At 52.4% G+C, this 22567-nt stretch carries 23 protein-coding genes and 1 pseudogene; 12 read left to right on the top strand and 12 right to left on the bottom strand.

The features are described from left to right. The first annotated feature begins 2 nt into the window (after positions 1 to 2). From rsxG to gstA, 5 genes are all read left to right on the top strand, one after another. Entirely contained in the window at positions 3 to 623 is a 621-nt protein-coding gene (gene rsxG / locus QQZ17_RS07425; protein ID WP_152404819.1) for an electron transport complex subunit RsxG, read from the top strand. A gap of 3 nt (positions 624 to 626) precedes the next feature. Then, positions 627 to 1325: an electron transport complex subunit E gene (locus QQZ17_RS07430; protein WP_046480516.1), complete on the top strand. Its 699-nt coding sequence runs from the start codon at positions 627 to 629 to the stop codon at positions 1323 to 1325. Continuing rightward, entirely contained in the window at positions 1322 to 1957 is a 636-nt protein-coding gene (gene nth, locus QQZ17_RS07435; RefSeq protein ID WP_152404820.1) for an endonuclease III, read from the top strand. Before QQZ17_RS07430 ends, nth begins: the two co-directional genes overlap by 4 nt. Before the next feature lie 608 nt (positions 1958 to 2565). Beyond that, positions 2566 to 4071, top strand: coding sequence for a dipeptide/tripeptide permease DtpA (gene dtpA / locus QQZ17_RS07440; protein ID WP_152404821.1), 1506 nt, complete (start codon positions 2566 to 2568; stop codon positions 4069 to 4071). 106 nt (positions 4072 to 4177) lie between these two features. Then, positions 4178 to 4783 carry a glutathione transferase GstA gene (gene gstA / locus QQZ17_RS07445; protein WP_152404822.1) on the top strand — a complete coding sequence of 202 codons (606 nt, stop codon included), beginning with the start codon at positions 4178 to 4180 and terminating at the stop codon, positions 4781 to 4783. Positions 4784 to 4831: 48 nt separating this feature from the next. Here the strand turns inward: gstA and pdxY are convergent, their stop codons facing one another. The 5 genes from pdxY to anmK all read right to left on the bottom strand — a co-directional run bounded on the left by pdxY (position 4832) and on the right by anmK (position 9413). Then, complete coding sequence (gene pdxY, locus QQZ17_RS07450; RefSeq protein ID WP_152404823.1) at positions 4832 to 5692, bottom strand: pyridoxal kinase PdxY; 861 nt, start codon at positions 5690 to 5692, stop codon at positions 4832 to 4834. A 66-nt stretch (positions 5693 to 5758) separates the two neighbouring features. Continuing rightward, a complete protein-coding gene (tyrS, locus tag QQZ17_RS07455) occupies positions 5759 to 7033 on the bottom strand; it encodes a tyrosine--tRNA ligase (RefSeq protein ID WP_152404824.1) in 1275 nt (424 codons plus the stop codon). A 126-nt stretch (positions 7034 to 7159) separates the two neighbouring features. Beyond that, positions 7160 to 7816, bottom strand: coding sequence for a pyridoxamine 5'-phosphate oxidase (gene pdxH, locus QQZ17_RS07460; RefSeq protein WP_046480507.1), 657 nt, complete (start codon positions 7814 to 7816; stop codon positions 7160 to 7162). Between the two features lie 58 nt (positions 7817 to 7874). Beyond that, on the bottom strand, positions 7875 to 8198 hold the full coding sequence (gene mliC / locus QQZ17_RS07465; RefSeq protein ID WP_044254665.1) for a C-type lysozyme inhibitor: 324 nt from the start codon (positions 8196 to 8198) through the stop codon (positions 7875 to 7877). A 93-nt stretch (positions 8199 to 8291) separates the two neighbouring features. Beyond that, a complete protein-coding gene (anmK, locus tag QQZ17_RS07470) occupies positions 8292 to 9413 on the bottom strand; it encodes an anhydro-N-acetylmuramic acid kinase (protein WP_152404825.1) in 1122 nt (373 codons plus the stop codon). Positions 9414 to 9687: 274 nt separating this feature from the next. Between anmK and slyB the strand changes: the two genes are divergently transcribed. Then, positions 9688 to 10155, top strand: a complete 468-nt coding sequence (gene slyB, locus QQZ17_RS07475; RefSeq protein WP_046480503.1) for an outer membrane lipoprotein SlyB — start codon at positions 9688 to 9690, stop codon at positions 10153 to 10155. A gap of 44 nt (positions 10156 to 10199) precedes the next feature. Here the strand turns inward: slyB and slyA are convergent, their stop codons facing one another. After that, on the bottom strand, positions 10200 to 10640 hold the full coding sequence (gene slyA / locus QQZ17_RS07480) for a transcriptional regulator SlyA (RefSeq protein ID WP_080949892.1): 441 nt from the start codon (positions 10638 to 10640) through the stop codon (positions 10200 to 10202). A 222-nt stretch (positions 10641 to 10862) separates the two neighbouring features. Here slyA and QQZ17_RS07485 point away from each other — a divergent pair, with 222 nt between their 5' ends. The 3 genes and pseudogenes from QQZ17_RS07485 (at position 10863) to QQZ17_RS07495 (ending at position 13973) form a co-directional block, all read left to right on the top strand. Next, entirely contained in the window at positions 10863 to 11072 is a 210-nt protein-coding gene (locus QQZ17_RS07485) for a DUF1656 domain-containing protein (protein WP_152754576.1), read from the top strand. 2 nt (positions 11073 to 11074) lie between these two features. After that, the gene (locus tag QQZ17_RS07490) at positions 11075 to 11932 is read left to right on the top strand and encodes an efflux RND transporter periplasmic adaptor subunit (protein ID WP_152404827.1); all 858 of its coding nucleotides are present in this window, start codon (positions 11075 to 11077) and stop codon (positions 11930 to 11932) included. After that, a pseudogene (locus tag QQZ17_RS07495) lies at positions 11933 to 13973 on the top strand (FUSC family protein). Here the strand turns inward: QQZ17_RS07495 and sodC are convergent. From sodC to QQZ17_RS07510, 3 genes are all read right to left on the bottom strand, one after another. Continuing rightward, positions 13949 to 14470, bottom strand: coding sequence for a superoxide dismutase [Cu-Zn] SodC (gene sodC / locus QQZ17_RS07500; RefSeq protein WP_152404829.1), 522 nt, complete (start codon positions 14468 to 14470; stop codon positions 13949 to 13951). The pseudogene QQZ17_RS07495 and the gene sodC overlap by 25 nt on opposite strands. A gap of 78 nt (positions 14471 to 14548) precedes the next feature. After that, entirely contained in the window at positions 14549 to 15445 is an 897-nt protein-coding gene (locus QQZ17_RS07505) for an aldo/keto reductase (protein ID WP_152404830.1), read from the bottom strand. Between the two features lie 49 nt (positions 15446 to 15494). Next, entirely contained in the window at positions 15495 to 15734 is a 240-nt protein-coding gene (locus QQZ17_RS07510; protein WP_152404831.1) for a DUF1289 domain-containing protein, read from the bottom strand. Positions 15735 to 15835: 101 nt separating this feature from the next. Between QQZ17_RS07510 and QQZ17_RS07515 the strand changes: the two genes are divergently transcribed. From QQZ17_RS07515 to gloA, 3 genes are all read left to right on the top strand, one after another. Next, entirely contained in the window at positions 15836 to 16435 is a 600-nt protein-coding gene (locus QQZ17_RS07515; protein ID WP_152404832.1) for a TetR/AcrR family transcriptional regulator, read from the top strand. A gap of 57 nt (positions 16436 to 16492) precedes the next feature. After that, positions 16493 to 17590, top strand: a complete 1098-nt coding sequence (nemA, locus tag QQZ17_RS07520) for an alkene reductase (RefSeq protein ID WP_152404833.1) — start codon at positions 16493 to 16495, stop codon at positions 17588 to 17590. 97 nt (positions 17591 to 17687) lie between these two features. Next, positions 17688 to 18095 (top strand): lactoylglutathione lyase, encoded by a 408-nt coding sequence (gene gloA, locus QQZ17_RS07525; RefSeq protein ID WP_152404834.1) that lies wholly within the window; start codon positions 17688 to 17690, stop codon positions 18093 to 18095. A 48-nt stretch (positions 18096 to 18143) separates the two neighbouring features. Here the strand turns inward: gloA and QQZ17_RS07530 are convergent, their stop codons facing one another. Genes QQZ17_RS07530 through QQZ17_RS07540 form a run of 3 tightly spaced genes read right to left on the bottom strand, consistent with a single transcriptional unit; the run spans position 18144 to position 22543 of the window. Next, entirely contained in the window at positions 18144 to 19241 is a 1098-nt protein-coding gene (locus tag QQZ17_RS07530) for a fimbrial protein (protein ID WP_152404835.1), read from the bottom strand. A 31-nt stretch (positions 19242 to 19272) separates the two neighbouring features. Continuing rightward, positions 19273 to 21798: a fimbria/pilus outer membrane usher protein gene (locus tag QQZ17_RS07535; protein WP_152404836.1), complete on the bottom strand. Its 2526-nt coding sequence runs from the start codon at positions 21796 to 21798 to the stop codon at positions 19273 to 19275. Between the two features lie 22 nt (positions 21799 to 21820). Continuing rightward, complete coding sequence (locus QQZ17_RS07540; protein WP_152404837.1) at positions 21821 to 22543, bottom strand: fimbrial biogenesis chaperone; 723 nt, start codon at positions 22541 to 22543, stop codon at positions 21821 to 21823. Between the last annotated feature and the right edge of the window lie 24 nt (positions 22544 to 22567).

The raw sequence follows: 22567 nt of genomic DNA on the forward strand, positions 1-22567 counted from the left end.
CCATGCTGAAAACGATTCGTAAACATGGCATCACCCTGGCGCTGTTTGCGGCGGGGTCGACCGGACTGACTGCCGCCATCAACCTGATGACCAAAACCACCATTGATGAGCAGGCGGCCATTCAGCAAAAGGCGCTGTTTGATCAGGTTCTGCCTGCCGATCGCTATAATAACCGTTTGCAGGATCGCTGCTTCGTGGTCAGCGCGCCCGCACTGGGGAAAGGCGAGCATCGCGTCTATATTGCGGAGCAGGACGGTACGCCCGTGGCGGCCGTGCTTGAGACAACGGCGCCGGATGGCTATTCTGGCGCCATTCAGTTGCTGGTCGGTGCCGACTTCAGCGGCACGGTTTTGGGCACCCGGGTAACGGAACACCATGAAACGCCGGGGCTGGGCGATAAAATTGAACTGCGCCTGTCAGACTGGATAACCGGTTTCAGCGGTAAAAAGATTCAGGGTGACAACGACAGCCACTGGGCCGTGAAAAAAGATGGCGGAGATTTTGATCAGTTTACCGGGGCAACGATTACGCCGCGCGCGGTGGTCAATGCCGTCAAGCGTGCAGGGCTGTATGCCCAAACGCTGCCTGCGCAACTGCCTCAACTTCCGGCCTGCGGAGAGTAAGTCATGAGTGAAATTAAAGACGTCATCGTTCAGGGATTGTGGAAAAATAACTCCGCGCTGGTGCAACTGCTGGGGATGTGCCCGCTGCTGGCGGTCACCTCGACTGCCACCAACGCCCTCGGGCTGGGGCTTGCCACCACGCTGGTGCTGACGCTGACCAACCTGACTATCTCCGCGCTGCGCCGCTGGACGCCAGCCGAAATTCGTATCCCGATTTACGTGATGATCATCGCCTCGGTGGTCAGTGCGGTACAAATGCTGATCAACGCCTATGCCTTTGGTCTTTACCAGTCACTGGGGATCTTTATCCCGCTGATCGTGACCAACTGCATTGTGGTGGGACGCGCTGAAGCCTTTGCCGCCAAAAAGGGTCCGGCGCTGTCGGCGCTGGACGGCTTCTCCATTGGGATGGGGGCAACCGGCGCTATGTTTGTGCTGGGTTCCCTGCGCGAAATAATCGGCAATGGCACGCTGTTTGACGGGGCGGACGGACTGCTCGGCAACTGGGCAAAGGTGCTGCGCGTGGAAATTTTCCACACCGACTCTCCTTTCCTGCTGGCAATGTTACCGCCTGGCGCATTTATTGGGTTGGGACTCATGCTGGCGGTGAAATATCTCATTGATGAAAAGATGAAAAAGCGCCGCGCCAGTGCGGCAGTCGCGACGGAGTTGCCCTCCGGTGAACCAGGGAATGCCTCATGAATAAAGCAAAGCGGTTAGAAATATTAACCCGATTACGCGCGAACAATCCGCATCCGACCACCGAGTTGAACTTCAACTCCCCCTTTGAGCTGTTGATCGCGGTGCTGCTGTCGGCGCAGGCGACGGATGTCAGCGTGAACAAGGCCACGGCGAAACTCTATCCGGTTGCGAATACCCCCGCCGCCATGCTGGAGCTCGGCGTTGAAGGGATCAAGTCCTACATCAAAACGATCGGCCTGTTTAACAGCAAAGCCGAGAACGTGATTAAGACCTGCCGTATTTTGCTTGAGCAGCATCATGGCGAGGTGCCAGAAGATCGTGCGGCGCTTGAGGCGCTGCCGGGCGTGGGCCGCAAGACGGCGAATGTTGTGCTGAATACCGCCTTCGGCTGGCCAACCATCGCCGTCGACACGCATATCTTTCGCGTTTGTAACCGTACCCAGTTTGCACCGGGCAAAAACGTTGAGCAGGTGGAAGAGAAATTACTGAAGGTGGTTCCCGCGGAATTTAAGGTCGACTGCCACCATTGGCTTATCCTGCATGGGCGCTATACCTGTATTGCCCGTAAGCCGCGCTGTGGTTCCTGTATCATTGAAGATCTCTGTGAATTCAAAGAGAAGGTGGATATCTGACCGCCAGGGGCTGGTAACATTGTCCAGCCATCACTTTTTGTTATCCTCTGCTTCTTTCTCCCCAATCCGTCAATGATTCCGCTTTCTACGTCTTATACAAATGATTCATCCTGGCTATAAGCACTTATTCAGGTTAATCCTTTTTTTAATAACGAAAATTTCTATCCAATTGTGATCTCGATCATAGTGATAACTCTATGTAAATTTTTCTGTTAATTTTGGTTAACTTTGCATTCAGATGACAATGAGTCAGTTTTTATACACAAAACATTACACTGGCTATTTTTTAGATACTGGGCTTTATCACTGCATTAACCGACAAATAGCAGAACATATCGCCATACAGCCATTTCCAGGGCAACGTGACAGCGTAATAAACTGCCATTACTCAATTAATAAAATTTAACGCTAGATAACATTTATCCACCCCGTGGAATCCACCATTCAATATATATGTAACAGAGTATTACAAAAGACTTGTCTGAAAGTGCAAGATAGTGAACATTACTCGCCGTTTCCCCTCCCACTATAACAATTTCACGGCTACCCAAGAGGTATCACGTGACAGAACACCCCCGTTAATATGGGATGTAAAAAAAGAGGTTAAAGTGTCTACTGCAAACAAGAAACCAACGGAAAGCGTCAGTCTTAACGCTTTCAAACAACCGAAGGCGTTCTATCTCATCTTCTCGATTGAGCTCTGGGAGCGTTTCGGTTATTACGGCTTACAAGGAATTATGGCCGTTTACCTGGTTAAACAACTGGGTATGTCTGAAGCGGATTCAATCACTCTTTTCTCATCCTTTAGCGCCCTGGTTTACGGTCTGGTCGCCATTGGTGGCTGGTTAGGTGACAAAGTTCTGGGTACCAAGCGCGTCATTATGCTCGGTGCGGTGGTACTGGCTATCGGCTATGCACTGGTGGCATGGTCCGGACACGACGCCGGTGTCGTTTATATGGGGATGGCCGCCATTGCCGTCGGTAATGGTCTGTTTAAGGCTAACCCATCCTCTCTGCTGTCGACCTGCTATGCGAAAGATGACCCGCGTCTTGATGGCGCCTTTACGATGTACTACATGTCCGTCAATATCGGTTCATTCTTCTCTATGCTGGCAACACCGTGGCTGGCCGCGCATTACGGCTGGAGCACCGCGTTCGCGCTGAGCGTCGTCGGTATGCTGATAACCGTAGTAAACTTCGCATTCTGCCAGCGTTGGGTGAAAAACTACGGTTCTAAACCTGACTTCGAACCTATCAACATCCGCAACCTGCTGCTGACCATCGTCGGTGTTGTCGCGCTGATCGCAATTGCGACCTGGCTGCTGCATAACCAACAAATCGCACGTATGGTGCTGGGCGTGATCGCACTTGGTATCGTCTTTATCTTCGGTAAAGAAGCGTTCGCCATGCAGGGTGCCGCTCGTCGTAAAATGATTGTGGCCTTCATTCTGATGCTGGAAGCGATCATCTTCTTCGTACTGTATAGCCAGATGCCGACGTCGCTGAACTTCTTCGCTATTCGTAACGTTGAGCACTCTATTCTTGGCATTGCATTCGAACCTGAACAGTATCAGGCGCTGAACCCGTTCTGGATCATCATTGGTAGCCCTATCCTCGCGGCTATCTATAACAAGATGGGTGACACCCTGCCGATGCCAACTAAGTTTGCCATTGGTATGGTGCTGTGTTCTGGCGCGTTCCTGATCCTGCCGCTGGGAGCAAAATTCGCGACCGATGCGGGTATCGTTTCCGTTAACTGGCTGATCATCTGCTACGGCTTGCAAAGTATCGGTGAGCTGATGATTTCCGGTCTGGGTCTGGCCATGGTGGCACAGCTGGTTCCACAGCGTCTGATGGGCTTCATCATGGGCAGTTGGTTCCTGACCACCGCCGGTGCCAACATCATTGGCGGTTATGTCGCCAGCATGATGGCGGTTCCTGAAAATGTGACCGATCCGCTGATGTCTCTGGAAGTGTATGGTCGCGTGTTCCTGCAGATTGGCGTGGCGACCGCAGTGATCGCTGTTCTGATGCTGCTGACGGCGCCGAAACTGAACCGCATGACTCAGGACGACGAACCAGGCGAGAAAGCGTCCAAGACCGCTACCGCGTAAATTTCTGGGAAACGCGTAATGAAGCTGCTAACTTTGCGTTAGCAGCTTTTTTTTTTGCCTGAACCCGAACCAGGATACGTTAAACCTCAGTTGAAAGGAGTTATCGATGAAACTGTTCTACAAGCCAGGCGCCTGCTCTCTTGCTTCCCATATTACCCTTCGCGAGAGTGGGAAAGATTTCACGCTGGATGGTGTGGATTTGATGAAGAAGCGTCTGGAAAACGGTGATGATTTTTTCGCGGTCAACCCGAAAGGACAGGTTCCCGCCCTGCTGCTCGATGACGGCACGCTGTTAACCGAAGGCGTGGCGATTATGCAATACCTCGCCGATAGCGTTCCTGACCGCCAGTTGTTGGCGCCCGTGAGCAGCATCTCGCGCTATAAGACGCTTGAGTGGCTTAACTACATTGCAACTGAGCTGCACAAAGGCTTCACCCCATTGTTTCGCCCTGATACCCCGGAAGAGTACAAACCGACCGTTCGTGCGCTGCTGGAGAAGAAGATGCAGTACGTTGATGCTTCCCTCAAAGAGGGACAGTGGATATGCGGATCGCGTTTCACTATCGCAGATGCCTACCTTTTCACCGTACTGCGCTGGGCATACGCGGTGAAGCTCAATATGGATGGGTTAGCGCATATCGCGGCGTATATGAAGCGCATGGCTGAGCGTCCAGGCGTTGCGGCGGCGCTGAAAGCTGAAGGGTTACAATAAGCGAATTGTGCCGGATGGCGGCGGTAGACGCCTCATCCGGCAAGTGGGTCAGAGTTGTGTGGCGCTGAAGTAATGCTCTGGTTGAGCGATCCTGTCCTGTGCGGCAACCACCTGTAGTTCATATTCCTGCATCGCTTTGGTGGCAATCATAATCTCATACACCGCCGCAGTGACATGCTCCAGCGCCTGCTGGTTTGTCGCCCCCTGCAACAACTTCACTAACAGCAACCCGCTGGTCACATCGCCAACGCCGACCGGCTGGCGTGTGCCGAAATCCACCAGCGGACGGCTGATGTGCCAGGCGTCATCAACAGTGACCAGCAGCATTTCAAAACGATCCTGACTGTAACCCGCACGCGCCAGATGTTTTACCAGCACGATCTCCGGTCCCTGTGCGATTAACTCGCGGGCGGCGACAACGGCGTCATCCACACTGTTCACCGCGTGTTCGCAGAGGATTTCCAGCTCAATCAAATTCGGCGCAATAATATCGCTTGCTGGCAGCGCGTGACGAACATGAAATTCGGCGACGCCCGGGGCGACGATGCAGCCTTTCTCCGGATGTCCCATCACCGGGTCACAAAAATATTTCGCCGCCGGGTTGGCCGCTTTCACCTGACGCACGATCCCCAGAATATGCTCGCCCTGCTCGGCAGAACCCAGGTAACCGCTCAGCACGGCATCGCAGCGCTTCAGCTGATCGATATCAGCTATGCCCTGCACGATCTCGGTCAGATGTGATGGCGGCATGACGCAGCCTGTCCATTTGCCGTATTGCGTGTGATTAGAGAATTGAACCGTATTGAGGGGCCAGACGTTGGCACCGAGGCGGCGCATCGGGAATTCCGCAGCACTATTGCCAGCATGCCCAAAAACAACGTGGGACTGGATGGCGAGAATATTCTTCATTTTTTGCTTACCACAACCCTGAAAATAGAAAGGGGCGTGGTTTCCCACGCCCCTGCTGACTTTCGATTACTTCCAGCACACCAGACAGTAATTCTTCTTACCGCGACGCAGCAGCGTGTAGCGGCCATACAGGCGATCGCCTTCGACGAAGGTGTATTCCGGATCTGACTGCTTCTCACCGTTAATGGTGATCGCGTTTGACGCAATGGTTTTACGCGCCTGACCACGAGACGGTTGCAGTTCGGAATCTACCAGCGCCTGCATCAGGTCAGCGCTCTTTTCCATTTCAACCATCGGTACGCCATCCTGCGCCAGCTGTTCGAAGTCCGCTTCGCTCAAATCGCTCAGCGTGCCGTTGAACAGGCTCTCCGTGATGCGTTTCGCCGCGATAAGACCTTCTTCACCGTGCACCAGACGCGTGACCTGCTCGGCCAACACATATTGGGCACGCGGCGCTTTGCCGCTGTTCTTGTCTTCTTCTTCCAGCGCATTGATCTCTTCAATGTCCATGAAAGTGAAGAACTTCAGGAAACGATACACGTCGGCGTCCGCCGTGTTGATCCAGAACTGGTAGAATTTGTACGGACTGGTTTTCTTCGGATCCAGCCACACTGCGCCGCCTTCGGTTTTCCCGAACTTGGTGCCGTCGGCTTTAGTGATCAGCGGAACGGTCAGACCGAAGACCTGATTCTGATGCAGACGACGTGTCAGGTCGATCCCGGAAGTAATGTTACCCCACTGATCGGAACCCCCGATTTGCAGCGCCACGCCATGCAGTTTATTCAGGCAGGCAAAATCATAACCCTGTAACAGGTTGTAGGAGAACTCGGTGAAGGAGATCCCCTGATCGTCACGGTTCAAACGCTGCTTCACCGCTTCTTTGTTGATCATCTGGTTTACAGAGAAATGCTTACCGATATCGCGCAGGAAGGTCAACACGTTCATGTTGCCGAACCAGTCATAGTTGTTCGCCGCGATAGCGGAGTTTTCGCCGCAGTCGAAATCCAGGAACGGAGCAACCTGTTTACGGATTTTGTCTACCCACTCCTGAACGGTGTCTTCGGTGTTCAGTTTACGCTCGGCGGCTTTAAAGCTCGGGTCGCCAATCAGACCGGTCGCGCCGCCGACCAGCGCCACAGGTTTGTGACCTGCCTGCTGGAAGCGTTTCAGGCATAACAATGGAACCAGATGCCCCAAATGCAAGCTGTCAGCGGTAGGATCGAAGCCGCAATAGAGCGCGATCGGGCCTTGCGCCAGTCGCTCTGCTAACGCTTCCTCGTCCGTCACCTGGGCGACCAGCCCCCGCTCTTGCAATTGTTTAATCAAGTTACTGCTTGCCATCAAAATCTCCATGTATAAAACGACTGCACCTTTGCCGGTACACGACTTTTCGCCAGACGCGAAAGCTCTATAGAATAAAGCGCTGGCGCACACAGCGCTAGCGCTTAAAACAACAATTTTCCGGGTTTATGGCGCGAGACGGTCAATTTTCCATGCGTTATTTTCACGCTGGTATAAAAAGCGGTCATGCAGTCGGTGTTCACCGCCCTGCCAGAACTCCATCTGCTCAATGCTGACGCGAAATCCGCCCCAGAAACTGGGCAGCGGCACTTCACCTTGCTGGAATTTCTGTTTCAGTTCGAGGAATTTGCTTTCGAGGATCCCGCGCGCGGAAATGCGGCTGGACTGTTTCGAGACCCAGGCACCTATCTGGCTGTCACGTGGACGACTGTGGAAATACTTCACCACTTCCAGCGTCGATAAGCGCTCGGCTTTGCCGGTCACCATCACCTGACGCTCCAGCATATGCCAGGGAAACAGCAGGCTGATCCGTGGATTTTTTTCGATTTGATGCGCTTTGCGGCTGCCAAGGTTGGTATAGAACACCAGACCTTTTTCATCGTAGTGTTTCAACAACACAATACGCTGATAAGGTTGGCCATTTTCGTCAACGGTCGCCACGACCATGGCGGTGGGATCCGCCAGTCTGGCGTCACATGCCTGAGCCAGCCAGCGTTCGAAAAGGGTTAACGGCTCAGCGGGAAGATCGCGGCGGCGCAGACCGCCTTTGGTATATTCACGGCGCAGATGCGCGATTTGCTGCAATTCGTCGTTATCAGACATGGTGCTCGCTACGGATTGTCAGTGGGTGGCGCTATTGTGCGCCGCCCTGCTGGAAATCTCAACGCTTCGGGTTTTGTAACTGGCAGTTATTCAGCACGATACGGTCACGTTTGTAGACGGTCGCACCGTCGCCTTTCGACCAGAACACATAAATTCCGTCGGTATAGCGCGCGCCTGACGCCGAGATGCCCTGCTTCAGATTGAGCAGTTTGTTGTCATAAACAAAGTTCACCTCCTGACGGGTATTATTCAATTTCACCGTCAGCGGTTTTTCATCACACTGGTATTCCAGCGTGTCCGTTTGCATGCGCTCAACAAACTGATTGTAGACGCTACAACCGGACAGCATAAGCGGGAAACAGATGAGTAACAGTTTTTTCATAGACGTATCCTGAAGACTTTCCTGGTCCGGGAGGGTGAATTCACCCTCCTTAATCTCCACAGTGTAACGGCAGAAGACGAAAGAAAAATTCAGTTAACTCTGAGTTCGCGGGTTGGCGGGGAAAACAGCACCGAGCACACTCGCTTCGCGGGCACCGGTGACCGAGGGCAGATTGCCCGGAAGACCGGCAAGCGTACGCCACGCCAGCCACGCAAACGCCAGCGCTTCCATATCATCGCCGCTAATCCCAGCCTCATCGGTGGTGGTCACTTCGGTTCCCGGCAGCAGTCCCGCCAGGCGTGTCATCAACAGCGGGTTGCGACTGCCGCCGCCGCAGACCATCAGGCGCTCACACCCTCCGCTCAGCAGCACCTGCTCGGAGATGGTTACCGCCGTCAGTTCCGTCAGCGTCGCCTGAACATCTCGCGGGCTAATCCCCGGGAACGCCGTCATCTGACGTTCAATCCAGCCATAGTTGAAGTATTCCCGTCCGGTACTTTTCGGTGCCGGTAGCGAGAACCAGGGGTCACTGAGCATGTTTTGCAGCAACGGAATAATCACCGTCCCACCACAGGCCCATTGCGCATCTTTATCATAGGGTTTACCGCACTGCCGCCAGATCCAGGCATCCATCAGCATATTGCCAGGACCGGTATCGTATCCACGAACGGGTTGCCCTGGAATCAACATCGACAGATTCGCAATACCGCCAATGTTGAGCACCATTCTTCGCTCAGTTGGATGCGCGAGCAGCGCCTGATGAAATGCGGGCACCAGTGGCGCGCCCTGTCCGCCCAGCGCAATATCACGACGGCGGAAATCGCCAACCACCGTGATACCGGTACGCGCCACAATCTGGTTGTTATCGCCAATCTGTAGCGTGTGCGGCGCAACGCCGCCAGGTTCATGCCACACGGTTTGCCCGTGGCAGCCGATGGCGACAATGTCTTGCGGGCGCAGTTTTTCCTGTGCCAGCAGCGCGTTTACCGCCTCTGCAAACAGCTTGCCCAACTGGACATCCAACTGACCAAACTGAGAGAGCGTCAGGGATTGTCCCTGACAGATATCGAGAATCGCCTGTTTAAGGGACACAGGCATCGGCCAGGTGAGACTCCCCTGTTGAGCCACCATCGTGTCATCAATCGTCGCCAGTACTACATCGACACCATCAAGACTGGTGCCAGACATCACGCCAATATAACGGCCCGATTTCATACATGTTCCTTTTTTAAGCATAATGTTGCGTCAACACTCCATCACAAACGCGCAGTCAATGCTACGCTTCATTCACGTTTTTCCCCTGAAAGCGCGTGCGCAATGTCAATTAAGTGGATCCGCTGAATAGTTCGTTTAAAGTTGGTTAACCTGGCTGTTATTATGATTTCTGCATCGTTAAGACAGAACATGTGACCTTAAACGCACAAATACCATATAATTTGACCATGAGGGATGCTTGGGTAGCGTTTCATGGTGAACAGGAGATTTTTAGATGATTAAACGTGTGCTGATCGTTTCACTGGCAGGCTTGTCTCTGGTGGGTTGTTCCAACACAGATAGCCTTTCAGGCGATGTCTACACCGCCTCCGAAGCGAAGCAGGTGCAGAATGTCACCTACGGTACGATTGTGAACGTCCGTCCGGTCAAAATTCAGGCCGGTGATAATGAAAACGTGATCGGCGCCATTGGCGGTGCCGTGCTCGGCGGCTTCCTGGGGAATACTGTCGGTGGTGGTACGGGTCGTTCCCTGGCAACCGCGGCAGGCGCTGTCGCTGGTGGCGTTGCCGGTCAAGGCGTACAGGGCGCGATGAACAAAACGCAGGGCGTTGAGCTGGAAATCCGCAAGGATGATGGCAACACCATCATGGTTGTTCAGAAACAAGGGGATACGCGTTTCTCTGCAGGACAGCGTGTCGTGCTGGCCAGCAACGGTCGTCAGGTTACTGTCTCTCCGCGCTAAGTGAATTAACGTGTGGTCAGATCCTGACCACACGTTTCATGATTTTAATCGTGCGACTGGAGCTCAATAATATTGTGTTCAAGTCGGGTGATCAGCTTGATCAGCAGATCAATTTCCTGCGCAGTAATCCCTTCCAGAATTTCACCACGCGTTTTATTGATAACCGCTTCCATATCGGCAATCAGCGGCTCTGCCTTTTCCGTTAGCTTTATACGTTTAGCACGGCGATCGCTGACACAGGTTTGACGCGAAATGAGCCCTTTCTCTTCGAGCTGATCCAGCGTACGTACCAGTGACGGCTGTTCAATGCCAATCGCTTTTGCCAGTTGTATCTGTGATTGATCCGGTGGCAATTGATGAATATTATGCAGCGTTACCCAGTGTGTCTGCGTCAATTCCAGAGGCTTAAGACGGTGGTCTATCAAAGCACGCCAAATGCGCACCAACCGTGCCAGATCAGAACCTAATGGCGATTCCAATTTCATCTCCTTATAATTAGCTTGCTAAGATATTATACTGATTTTAGAATAGTGTGCAGCAATTGTATTGCTAAAACAAATGTATTGCTGCAATTGGTTACCGCCAGACATATTTTTCAGACATTACGCGAAAAAAGCGCTCGTCATGCAGGTTTTTGCTAAACCTGTATACACGTAACCTGACGCAAAGGACTATTGCTTGTGACCTCCGCACTCAATACTACAGGGATGCCCTTACAAGACCTGGTGATTGGCGCATCTGTTTATTTCCCGCCGCTGTTCAAGGCCTTCGCGCTGGGATTTTTCCTCTGGCTTTTCATCCATCGCCTGCTGCGCGAACGCATCTACTCCGGTGAAATTTGGCATCCATTATTGATGGATCTGTCGATTTTTGCCCTCTGCGTCTGTTCGGGTCTTTTTCTATTGGTTGCGTGGTAATTATGACGCTGAAAACACTGAAGTATTTCTCCACAATTGTGATTGCTGCCCTCGCCGTTCTGGCGGGTTGGTTTATGTGGAATTATTACATGCAATCGCCCTGGACGCGTGATGGTAAGGTGCGCGCCGAGCAGGTCAGCATTACCCCCCAGGTGTCTGGCACCATCGTCGATCTCCAGGTAAAGGATAACCAGTTCGTCAACGCGGGCGATCTGCTCTTTCGCATTGATAAGACCCCTTTTCATATCGCCGAACTCAACGCACAGGCTCAACTGGCTAAAGCGCAATCGGAACTGGCAAAGGCCAACAATGAAGCCAACCGCCGCCGCCGTTTATCGCAGAACGTCATTTCTGCAGAAGAGTTAGACACCGCGAATCTGAACGTCAAAGCGATGCAGGCAAGTGTGGACGTCGCTCAGGCGACGCTCAGACAGGCGCAGTGGCAACTGGCGCAGACGGATGTCCATGCCCCGGTCTCCGGCTGGATAACCAATCTGTCGACGCGTACCGGTGATTTCGCCACCACCGGGCAACCGCTGTTTGCTCTGGTGGATAGCCACTCCTTCTATGTGATGGGGTATTTTGAAGAAACCAAGTTGCGTCATATCCGCGAGGGCGCGCCTGCTAGAATAACGCTCTACAGCGGCAATATTCAGTTACAGGGTCACGTATCCAGCATCGGTCGCGCCATTTACGACCAAAGCGTGGAGAGCGATTCCGGACTGGTGCCGGATATCAAACCTAACGTGCCCTGGGTGCGTCTGGCGCAGCGCGTACCGGTACGTATCGAGTTTGATCAACTACCGCATGACGTGACGCTCGTTTCCGGCACGACCTGTAGCGTAGCGATCGGCAAATAAATGTCCTCCCTGTACCGCTATCTGAGCAAAACGCCGTGGCTGAAAGCGACGGCCGGGCAGTGGCGCTATGCATTGCGTAATACCCTCGCGATGTGTCTAGCGTTGACGTTCGCCTATTATCTGAACCTGGATGAACCCTATTGGGCCATGACCTCTGCCGCGGTGGTCAGTTTTCCCACCGTCGGCGGCGTTATCAGCAAGAGCCTCGGGCGTATTGCCGGGAGTTTGCTCGGCGCAACCGCCGCGTTGATTCTCGCCGGGCATACTCTCAACGAGCCGTGGCTTTTTCTGCTGAGCATGTCCGCCTGGATTGGTTTTTGTACCTGGGCCTGTGCGCAGTTTACCAACAACGTAGCCTACGCTTTTCAGCTTGCCGGTTACACGGCGGCGATTATTGCCTTCCCGATGGTCAACATCGTTGAAATCACTCAACTCTGGGATATCGCGCAGGCGCGCGTCTGTGAAGTGATTGTCGGGATCCTCTGCGGCGGCACGATGATGATGATCCTGCCGAGCACCTCCGATGGCACCGCGTTGCTGACGGCGTTGAAGAATATGCATGCACGCTTGCTGGAACATGCCAGTCTGCTGTGGCAACCCGAGACTACAGACGCCATCCGCTCTGCCCACGAAGGGGTGATCGGGCAAATATTGACGATGAACTTACTGCGTATCCAGGCCTTCTGGAGCCATTACCGCTTTCGTCGCCAGAATGCGCTGTTGAATGCCCTCTTGCATCATCAGTTGCGCCTGACCAGCGTCATCTCAAGCCTGCGCAGGATGTTGCTTAACTGGCCAAATCCTCCAGCCCACACGCGTGATGTCATTGACCAACTTTTGACGGCCCTGGCCCGCTCGCAAACGGACAGTTACACCATCGCTCGAATTATTGCCCCGCTTGCCCCCGCTAACGGGGCTGATTACCGTCATGTCGCCTTCTGGCAGCGGTTATGTTACTTCTGTCGTCTCTATCTGCGCACCAGCCATCAGTTATACCTGATCGAAAATGGCGGGGCACTGACGCCTGTCCATATTCCCCGTGCGCCTGCGCTGGCGCGACACACTGATAATGCTGAAGCGCTCTGGAGCGGTTTGCGTACTTTCGTCACGCTGACGGTGATTGGCGCCTGGAGCATTGGGTCACAGTGGGAATCGGGTTCGGGGGCGCTGACGCTGGCCGCCATCAGTTGCGTGCTCTACTCTGCCGTTGCCACGCCGTTTAAATCACTGACGCTGCTGATGCGTACGCTGGTGTTGTTATCGCTGTTCAGCTTTGTGGTGAAGTTTGGCCTGATGGTGCAGATTAGTGAACTGTGGGAATTCTTACTGTTTTTATTCCCCCTGCTGACCACCATGCAACTGCTTAAGCTACAGATGCCAAAACTGGCGGGGCTTTGGGGACAACTCATTGTCTTTATGGGATCGTTTATCGCCGTGACCAATCCGCCCGTCTATGACTTTGCTGATTTCCTTAATGACAACACCGCCAAGATCGTCGGAGTCGCCTTGTCCTGGCTTGCTTTCGCCATCTTGCGTCCGGGATCGGATGCGCGTAAAAGTCGCCGTCATATCCGCGCGTTACGCCGGAGTTTTGTCGACCAACTGAGCCGCCATCCTGCACACAGTGAAAACGAGTTTGAGTCGCTGACGTATCACCACATCAGCCAGCTAAGCAACAGCCAGGATGCGCTGGCCAGACGCTGGCTTTTACGCTGGGGCGTGGTGCTGCTCAACTGTTCACACGTGGTCTGGCAGCTTCGCGCCTGGGAATCGCGCTCCGATCCGCTGTCGCGCGTGCGGGATATCTGTATTTCGTTACTACGCGATGTAATGAATGAGCGCGGTGTCCAGCAGCGCCCCCTCGCCGCCACGCTCACCGAATTGCTGCGCATCTGTGAGACGCTTTCGCATCATCATCAGCCGGCTGCGCAAGAACTGGCAGCCATCATCTGGCGGCTGTATTGCTCACTTTCTCAACTGGAACAAGCGCCGCCAGAAGGAACGCTCACATCCTGATTACTTGATCACCCCACAGGCGTAACGCGCCCCGCCGCCGCCCAGCGGTTTAGGCTGATCGGACATATTATCGCCGCCGACATGGATCATCAGCGCTTTGTCTTTGACATCATTCAGGGATTTCAGGCGTGTTGCCGTGACGGGAATAATGGCTTTACCTTCGTTATTAACCACCAGCACAGGCAGATCGCCCAGGTGCCCTTCGCCATCCGGTCCGGCATGTTTACCGGTTTTGTGCGGGTCAAAATGTCCTCCTGCGGACTCAGCAGGAGACGCTTTGCCATCTTTAATCGCGGGCTGACAGCTGCCGTTGGCATGGATATGAAAACCATGTTCTCCCGGCGGCAGCGCTTTCAGATCCGGCGTAAACTCCAGCCCTTTCTCCGTTTGGGTAATGGTCACCTCCCCGATAGACTGCCCAACGCCTTGCGAGGTGACCAGATTCATCTCCACCGTCTCACTGGCGGCTTGCGCGCCCGTACAGGCTAACAGGGTTAACACAGCCAGACTCAATCGCTTCATAGGACCTCCGTTCTGTATGCATGTCGGTTAAGTGTAAACCAGTGACACCATTTTGAACGCAGAACCATGATTTAGCGATTACGGTACGTCGTACCCCAACGCCGCTTTTCGGATACGGAACCACTGCTGACGGCTCATTTTGAGCGACTCCGCTTCCACCGCCGCGCGAACGCGTTCAATTTTACCGGAGCCGATGATCGGCAGCGGCTGCGACGGCAGACGCAGTATCCAGGCGTAAACCACTTGCTCAATGGACGAGGCGTTGAGTTCTTGTGCAATGACCGCCAGTTCGTTGCGCAGTGGCTGGAACGCATCGTCATTAAACAGGCGCCCGCCACCGAGGCAGGACCAGGCCATCGGACGAATACGCAGTTGCTGAAGTTGATCGAGCGTGCCGTCTAATAGCAGCGGTTGGTGAACCGGTGAAATCTCCACCTGATTGGTCGCCAGCGTGAAAGGAAGACGCGATTGCAACAGCGTGAACTGTGCGGGGGTAAAGTTGGAGACGCCAAAATGGCGCACTTTACCGCTCTGGTGCAGGTGTTTGAAGGCTTCAGCGACCTCATCGGCATCCATCAGCGGGTCCGGACGGTGGATCAACAGCAGATCCAGATGGTCAGTCGCCAGGTTAGTCAGCGACTGTTCCGCGCTTTTCACAATATGATCGCGGTCAGTGATGTAGTGGCCAAGCGCGTTTTCCGCGCGGGCGGTGGTGGCGATACCGCATTTGGTGACGATCTGCATGCGCTCGCGCAGATGAGGAGCCAGTTTCAGCGCCTCACCAAAAGCGGCTTCGCACAGATAACCACCGTAAATATCCGCATGGTCCACGGTGGTGACACCTAAATCCAGGTGCGCTTCAATAAAGCTCACCAGCTCCCGGGGGGACATTTTCCAGTCCATCAGTCGCCAGTATCCCATGACAAAGCGGGAGAATTCCGGGCCTTGCGGTGCAAGAGTAATACGCTGAACCATAACAGCTTCCTCGTGAAGTAAATTACTGCGAGTATATACAATTAGTGGCTTAAAAGAGTGAAGGCTGTTGAGGTTCTTCTGGCGCCGCAGGTTTATTTGCGCGTAATTTACGCAGCAGACGCTGGCGGCATAACCGCAGCACGTCTTGTTTTTGTCCGTCGCTCATGTTTTGCCAGTTGAATCGCTCCTCCCTGCTGCGCAGACACCCCCGGCAAAAACCGCGCTCATCTGACTGGCAAATTCCCCGACACGGGCTCTGCACGGGGAAAAACTCTAACTGCTCTGCCACGCCCTTTCCTCTTAATCAGGTCTTCATTCTATTGAAGACGTAAACACGCTTTCTGGCAACCTGACTTGCATTAGACCGACTGGTCTATTACACTCCCTGCCATGAACAAGCAAACTGAATACGATACTCGCGAACACTTACTGGCTACCGGTGAGCATCTTTGCATGCAGCGGGGCTTTACCGGTATGGGACTGAGCGAGTTGCTTAAAACCGCCGGGGTGCCGAAAGGATCGTTTTATCACTATTTTCGATCCAAAGAAGCCTTTGGCGTCGCGATGCTGGAACGTCACTTTGCCGGTTATCATCAGCGGCTGGCGGCACATTTTGACACGGGCCCTGGCAATTATCGCGATCGCATTCTGGCTTATTATCAGCAAACTCTGAACCAGTTTTGCCAGCAAGGGATCATCAGCGGCTGCCTGACGGTTAAACTTTCCGCCGAAGTGTGCGATCTGTCGGAAGATATGCGCACCGCGATGGACCAGGGCGCCGGAAAGATTATGACGATCCTGGCGCAGGCGCTGGAAAAAGGCCGCGACAGTCATTGTTTGACGTTTGCAGGCGAGCCGCTGCAACAGGCGCAAATTCTCTACGCGCTGTGGCTGGGAGCGAATCTGCAGGCCAAAATTTCGCGCAGTGCCACCCCGCTGGAAAATGCGCTGGCACATGTGGAACGTATTATTGCAACGCCTGGTGCTTAACAGGCGTTTTATTTACTCTCTCACTAGACGACCGGTCTATTTATAACGGGAAATATTATGTCATCTGATAAACTGTTTACCCCACTGAAAGTGGGCGCGATCACCGCACCAAACCGTATTTTTATGGCTCCTCTGACGCGTTTGCGCAGTATTGAGCCTGGCGACATCCCGACTCCGTTAATGGCCGAGTATTATCGCCAGCGCGCCAGCGCGGGTCTTATCATCAGCGAAGCAACACAGATTTCCGCACAGGCGAAGGGTTACGCCGGCGCGCCGGGTCTGCACAGCGATGAGCAAATCGCCGCGTGGAAGAAAATCACCGCGGGCGTCCATGCTGAAAACGGTCATATCGCCGTTCAGTTATGGCACACAGGCCGTATTTCTCACTCCAGCCTGCAACCGGGCGGTCAACCGCCGGTGTCAGCATCGGCTATCAGTGCCGGTACCCGTACTTCCCTGCGTGATGAACACGGTCAGGCGATCCGCGTAGATACCTCAATGCCTCGTGCACTGGAAATCGATGAGATTCCGGGCATCGTCAATGATTTCCGCCAGGCGATCGCCAATGCGCGTGAAGCCGGTTTCGATCTGGTTGAACTGCACTCCGCGCACGGTTACCTGCTGCACCAGTTCCTTTCCCCTTCTTCTAACCATCGTAACGATCGGTACGGCGGCAGCGTAGAGAATCGCGCACGTCTGGTGCTGGAAGTGGTTGATGCAGGCATAAAAGAATGGGGTGCGGACCGTATCGGTATTCGCGTCTCGCCTGTCGGCACCTTCCAGAACGTTGACAATGGTCCGAACGAAGAAGCCGATGCGCTGTATCTGATTGAAGAACTGGGTAAACGCGGCATCGCTTATCTGCACATGTCTGAACCCGACTGGGCGGGCGGCAAGCCGTATACCGACGCGTTCCGTGAAAAAGTGCGCGCTCGTTTCCACGGTCCGATCATCGGTGCCGGCGCCTATACGCCAGAAAAAGCAGAAACCTTAATTGAGAAAGGACTGATCGATGCTGTCGCCTTTGGGCGCGATTACATCGCTAACCCGGATCTGGTCGCGCGCCTGCAACGTAAAGCCGAACTCAACCCACAGCGCAGCGAAAGTTTCTACGGCGGCGGCGCGGAAGGTTATACCGATTACCCGACGCTCTGATCCCCCCATCCGCATTACTGCATTGATAGCGGCGTAAAAACGCCGCTATACTAAAACAACATTTTGAATGTATTGACCATTTTTAAGGGGACAAAACATGCGTTTACTTCACACGATGCTGCGCGTTGGCGATCTGCAACGCTCCATTGATTTTTACACTAAAGTCCTGGGCATGAAGTTGCTGCGTACCAGTGAAAACACGGAATACAAATACTCTCTGGCGTTCGTCGGCTACGGCGAAGAGAGTGATGAAGCGGTGATTGAACTGACCTACAACTGGGGCGTCGATAAATACGAACTGGGCACCGCTTACGGTCATATCGCCCTGAGCGTGGATAATGCGGCCGAAGCCTGTGAACGCATTCGTCAGAACGGCGGAAACGTCACCCGTGAAGCCGGCCCGGTGAAAGGCGGCACGACCGTTATTGCATTTGTTGAAGATCCGGACGGTTACAAAATCGAACTGATCGAAGAGAAAGATGCCGGTCGCGGGCTGGGCAACTGAGTATTCGCGGGCGCACGACGCGCCCGCCTTTATCGACACGCGATGTATTTATTGGTAGGACAATTCATAAACGACCGACGCCGAGACTTTCCCACCGACAATTTCGCTGTCTGACGTTCTGTAATATCTGGCTGCCATCGGAATACTGTACTGCCCTTCGCTCGCATTCCCCACTGTAAAAGTTTCGTTCAGATGAACGGTTTGCGGCGTTTGCCCTCCGTCTTTGGCTGACAAAATCTGAACACCCACATTTTCCGCTAATCCGTCCCCTTTATCGCTATACAGCACACCATTTTCAGCGTCGCCGCCGTTAGGATCGGTCAGCGTCATATTGACGGTGGTGGCCGCATTACACTTGAGGCTGATCGTAAAATCCACGTTATTACCGACATCGCCTTTTTTAGGCAAGTCACTGGCATTAATACGCCTCAAATTAACCGTTGAGGGGGTGTCAGCATTAATATCACAGCCGCCTGAATTAACAGAAATGGTAAACTCTGATGACGAAATAGTTGCACACATATCACCCGTATTCCTTACATCTGACGATGAGAGACATACGTATGCCAAATTCGAATTTTGGATAAGATGCTCTCCTGGAAACAACGCTTGTGCCGTGACGAAATATATTTTGTATTTCACTCCCAAGGCTCCCTGGTAAATAACCCCGGGATCTGACCATAACTCGGTAGAGGAAGAAGCCCATCCTAGGCCGTGATAGGAAAGATTAGGATCGCCTATTGCCATCGCATATCCATAATTAAAGTTATTTGGCAGTCGATATACAGGTAAATTTCCTTCTGGGGCTGAATATGTTCCTATAGATTGGCCTATGTTACTACTGTATGCCCAAGTTGATGTCCCATTTGCGGAACATTTTACCCCCGTGAATGTAAATGCTGATTCCAAATTATCAACATAGGCTTCCCCCACCAGCGACCCTACAGGATATTCCGAGGAATCATTGACAGCTATTGTTACATTAGCAGGTTTAGCATTCATGTCGTGTTCGGTAGCACATGAAGATGTATAGCTGGCGTGTACGTCTATGGGTATTCCGTACAACGATAATGCAATAACTGACATTATTACTATTCGTAGTGAGTAGCTCAATGCTCTGTTTAGAATTAAAATAATTGCTGTCATATATTCCTGTTATCCATTGTGTGCCGGACGTTTATCTACAACTTTCCACAAACGGTTTCAACGCTGTTTTCTTTGTTTTTTCCGATTCTGGTGCAAGAGCATAATTGACATGACACTGTTCATTGTCATCATCCCCCCATTTAATATGCAGGCTGCCTTTATCATTGGGTACGCGGGCATAAATCAGGCTCCCTTGCGAAACCACCCCGACGCTGACACCGTTATCATCAAAAACATCCGCACCGAACGGCAATGTTTTGCCGGAAAAGTCCGCCTGAATTAAAACCGGCCGCCCCTGGCGGGCATCAAACTTCGCTTTCACCACTGCGCCATAGCGCGGGACTATTTTTTGCGAGGTGTTTTCCAGTTCGGCGTTTTCAGATATCCCTTTTGGATCAATAACGACATCATTTAGTTGATAAGGATTGGTTGACGGAAACAGAGCATAGCCAAAACGGTCAATGGTCACGCCGGGATAAGAAGGTATTGCCGCTCCTTCAGCCCCTTTCGCCTCTACCAGGGTGAACGTATCGCCCGTGTAGGGTGAAAGCGTGATACCGCCAGAATGCGCAACCAGCGTACCGGACATCCCAACCGACGCACTGTGATAATCACGACCTTCACTGTAAGTTGCAGAAAGTGACGCAAGGCTGCCTTTATATGACCCACCAACGTTGCCGCTTGTTCCCGAATAGTCGTCATGACTGCCGCTCACCGACCAGGTATACTGGTTCTGTTCACCGAGATTACCCGAAATAATCGCCTGTTCTGAGGCCGAGCCAGAAGAATCCTGGTTATAACTCATACTGAGCTGCGGCGCATACGTCCCCATATCGTGGCTTTCCCACAACGGAAGCGAGAAATTCAGAAAATAGCTGGTTTGTGATGTGCCCCACTCGTCCTGACTACGACTGATGTTCAGGCTATAATTCAACCATTTATAACTATTGGAATAACCGATCTGATATTGCCGCTCTACAGATCCTTTATTCCAATAGTTCTCCATGCTGGCGCTGATGTATAACTGACCCCATCCGTCCTTCAGTCCCTGACTCAGATTAAGCGTAAAGCGGTTTTTTTGTCGCTGGATATGATTACCGTCATCACCATGATGAAGATCATCCAGAGTTTCCATCGCCGTAAGGTAATCCATATAGCCACTGCTGGAGAATCGGTACGCGGCCAGTGTGATATTACTGTTCGTTTCATTAATCAGCTTGCTGTAACTTATCTGATAACTCTGACCGGACATGTCGCCGCGGCCGGGAAGACGCGCTTTGGATTGGGTAACGTCAAACGCAATGGCGCCAATGGGAAAACCTAAGGCGGTGCCAATTTTTATCGCCTGATAATCCTTGTTTGCCTGAACGCCTCCGTACCCTGTCAGAATGTTCGTGAAACCTTGTTGCCAGGTAGCTTCCGTAAAAACAGGGTCGTCCGATACGCTGTTGCTACGCAGTTTCCCGGCGCTGAGGCTGTACCGGTTACTTCCGGGACGCAGTAATTGCGACACTGAAGAATAAGGAATGGAAAAGTTCTGTTGCGAACCATCAGCTTCTTCAATACTCACATCCAGGTTGCCGCCATAGCCGGTCGGATACAGATCGCTAATCACAAACGCACCGGGCGAAACGGTGGTTTCATAAATCGTCTGACCGCTCTGTTTAACCGTGACCTTCGCATTCGTTCTCGCCACACCCCGTATTTCGGGGGCATAGCCGCGCTGCGATTGTGGCAACATACGCTCATCACTGGCAACCTGCGCCCCACTGATGGGTAATGTATCAAACAGTTGTCCGCTGGTATTGAGTTGCCCGGCAGCCAGACGCCCCCAGATAGCGGGAATATCCCGTTGCACATAGGTATTCAGGACATTGTAGTGACCGCCTTGATCCTGCATCCAGTTCCAGGAACCATTATGACGAAGGTACCATGCGCCAATATTCAGACCACTGTTGATCGAGGCATATAATGACTTCGATTCATAACTGCTGTTTTTAGATTCGTAGCCATTCATATTGTATCCCAGCATCAGGGCGGGAATCCCGCTATCCCACATTGACGGGGGCACAGAACCACGCGGAAGTTTATTAATATAAACTTGCGGGATAGAGAGATTTAGCTGCTGGGCTTCACTGTCAAATTCCTGTGTTGCCTCCGGAATGATATCTTGTATACGTGTGCAGTTCTTACTGTCGGTCAGTCCGTCCCATTGCGTGAATTTAATCTGTTCTTTTTTAAAACTGATCAGTTCAAAGACATTTCCCGGAATACAGGCATCAACAGCATCATTTTCCCCTGCCCGGAATTCGATATTCGAAATCGTTAATTTTTCAGTGTTCAGCGTGACAATGACTTTATAGATACCGGGTAATACACTGGCACCGTTTGAAAATCGCTTCAGGTCCACTGTTTGCGCACCTGAACGATTCACAAAAGCATCATTAAATTCATAATTCCCGGCCACACCCATCGAGGTAGCGTCTGTTGTTTCGGCAACAGCATATTGCAACGGGAGCACAATATTAACGCAACACAACACATGAAGTAAGCGCATAACAATATCACCGGAGAATAAATTATTTTTTTACTTTATACTTATTCAACCCACCAAAATCATTGATTGAAGCATATTCGATAGAATCTACACTATTTATCTGATTCACACCGTTGAAATTAAAATCGCGGGTTCCTCCCGGTGTAATCATCTGCCCTGAGGCCGCTACTTTTTTCCCACCCGATGTATAACTCACTTCACTCAGCGTAACATAATAAGGTGTTGGGTTCGTCGCTGTGACACTGCTACCGTTAATATGCCAGCGCAGTAAATCGGGCGCATCATTAGCGTTGCCTTTGAGTGAGTCTGGACGATAGAAAAGCTTGATGCGTGTTTTGAAGGCAATATTGATCTGGCTTGCGTCAATGGAGTCTTTCGATTTTGCTGGGATAGCCAATACATTCAGATAAAACACAGACTCTTTATCCTGCGGCAGGGTATTTTCGGCAAGCAAACTGATCCGCAAGGTCTGCCCTTTCCCCGCATTCACCCGGTTAATTGGCGGTGTTAAGACAAAGACCGATGATATTTTGTCGGGTGTCACGTTCTTGACACCGTTATCGATCCAACTTTGCGCCAGAACCGGCAGTCTTCCTGTATTTTTCATTCGTACAGTGACCTCACTCTCGCCGGCAGGATAGATAACACGAGTCCCGTCTAATACCAGACCAGCAAATGAGAGAGTGCTGAAACCAAACAGTGTCATCATTAATGACATCTGACATAAAAATTGAGAACGTTTCATTAAATTAATCCAGAAGCACCCATT

The organism is Citrobacter sp. T1.2D-1, from assembly GCF_950098555.1.
Classification (GTDB): domain Bacteria; phylum Pseudomonadota; class Gammaproteobacteria; order Enterobacterales; family Enterobacteriaceae; genus Citrobacter_A; species Citrobacter_A telavivensis.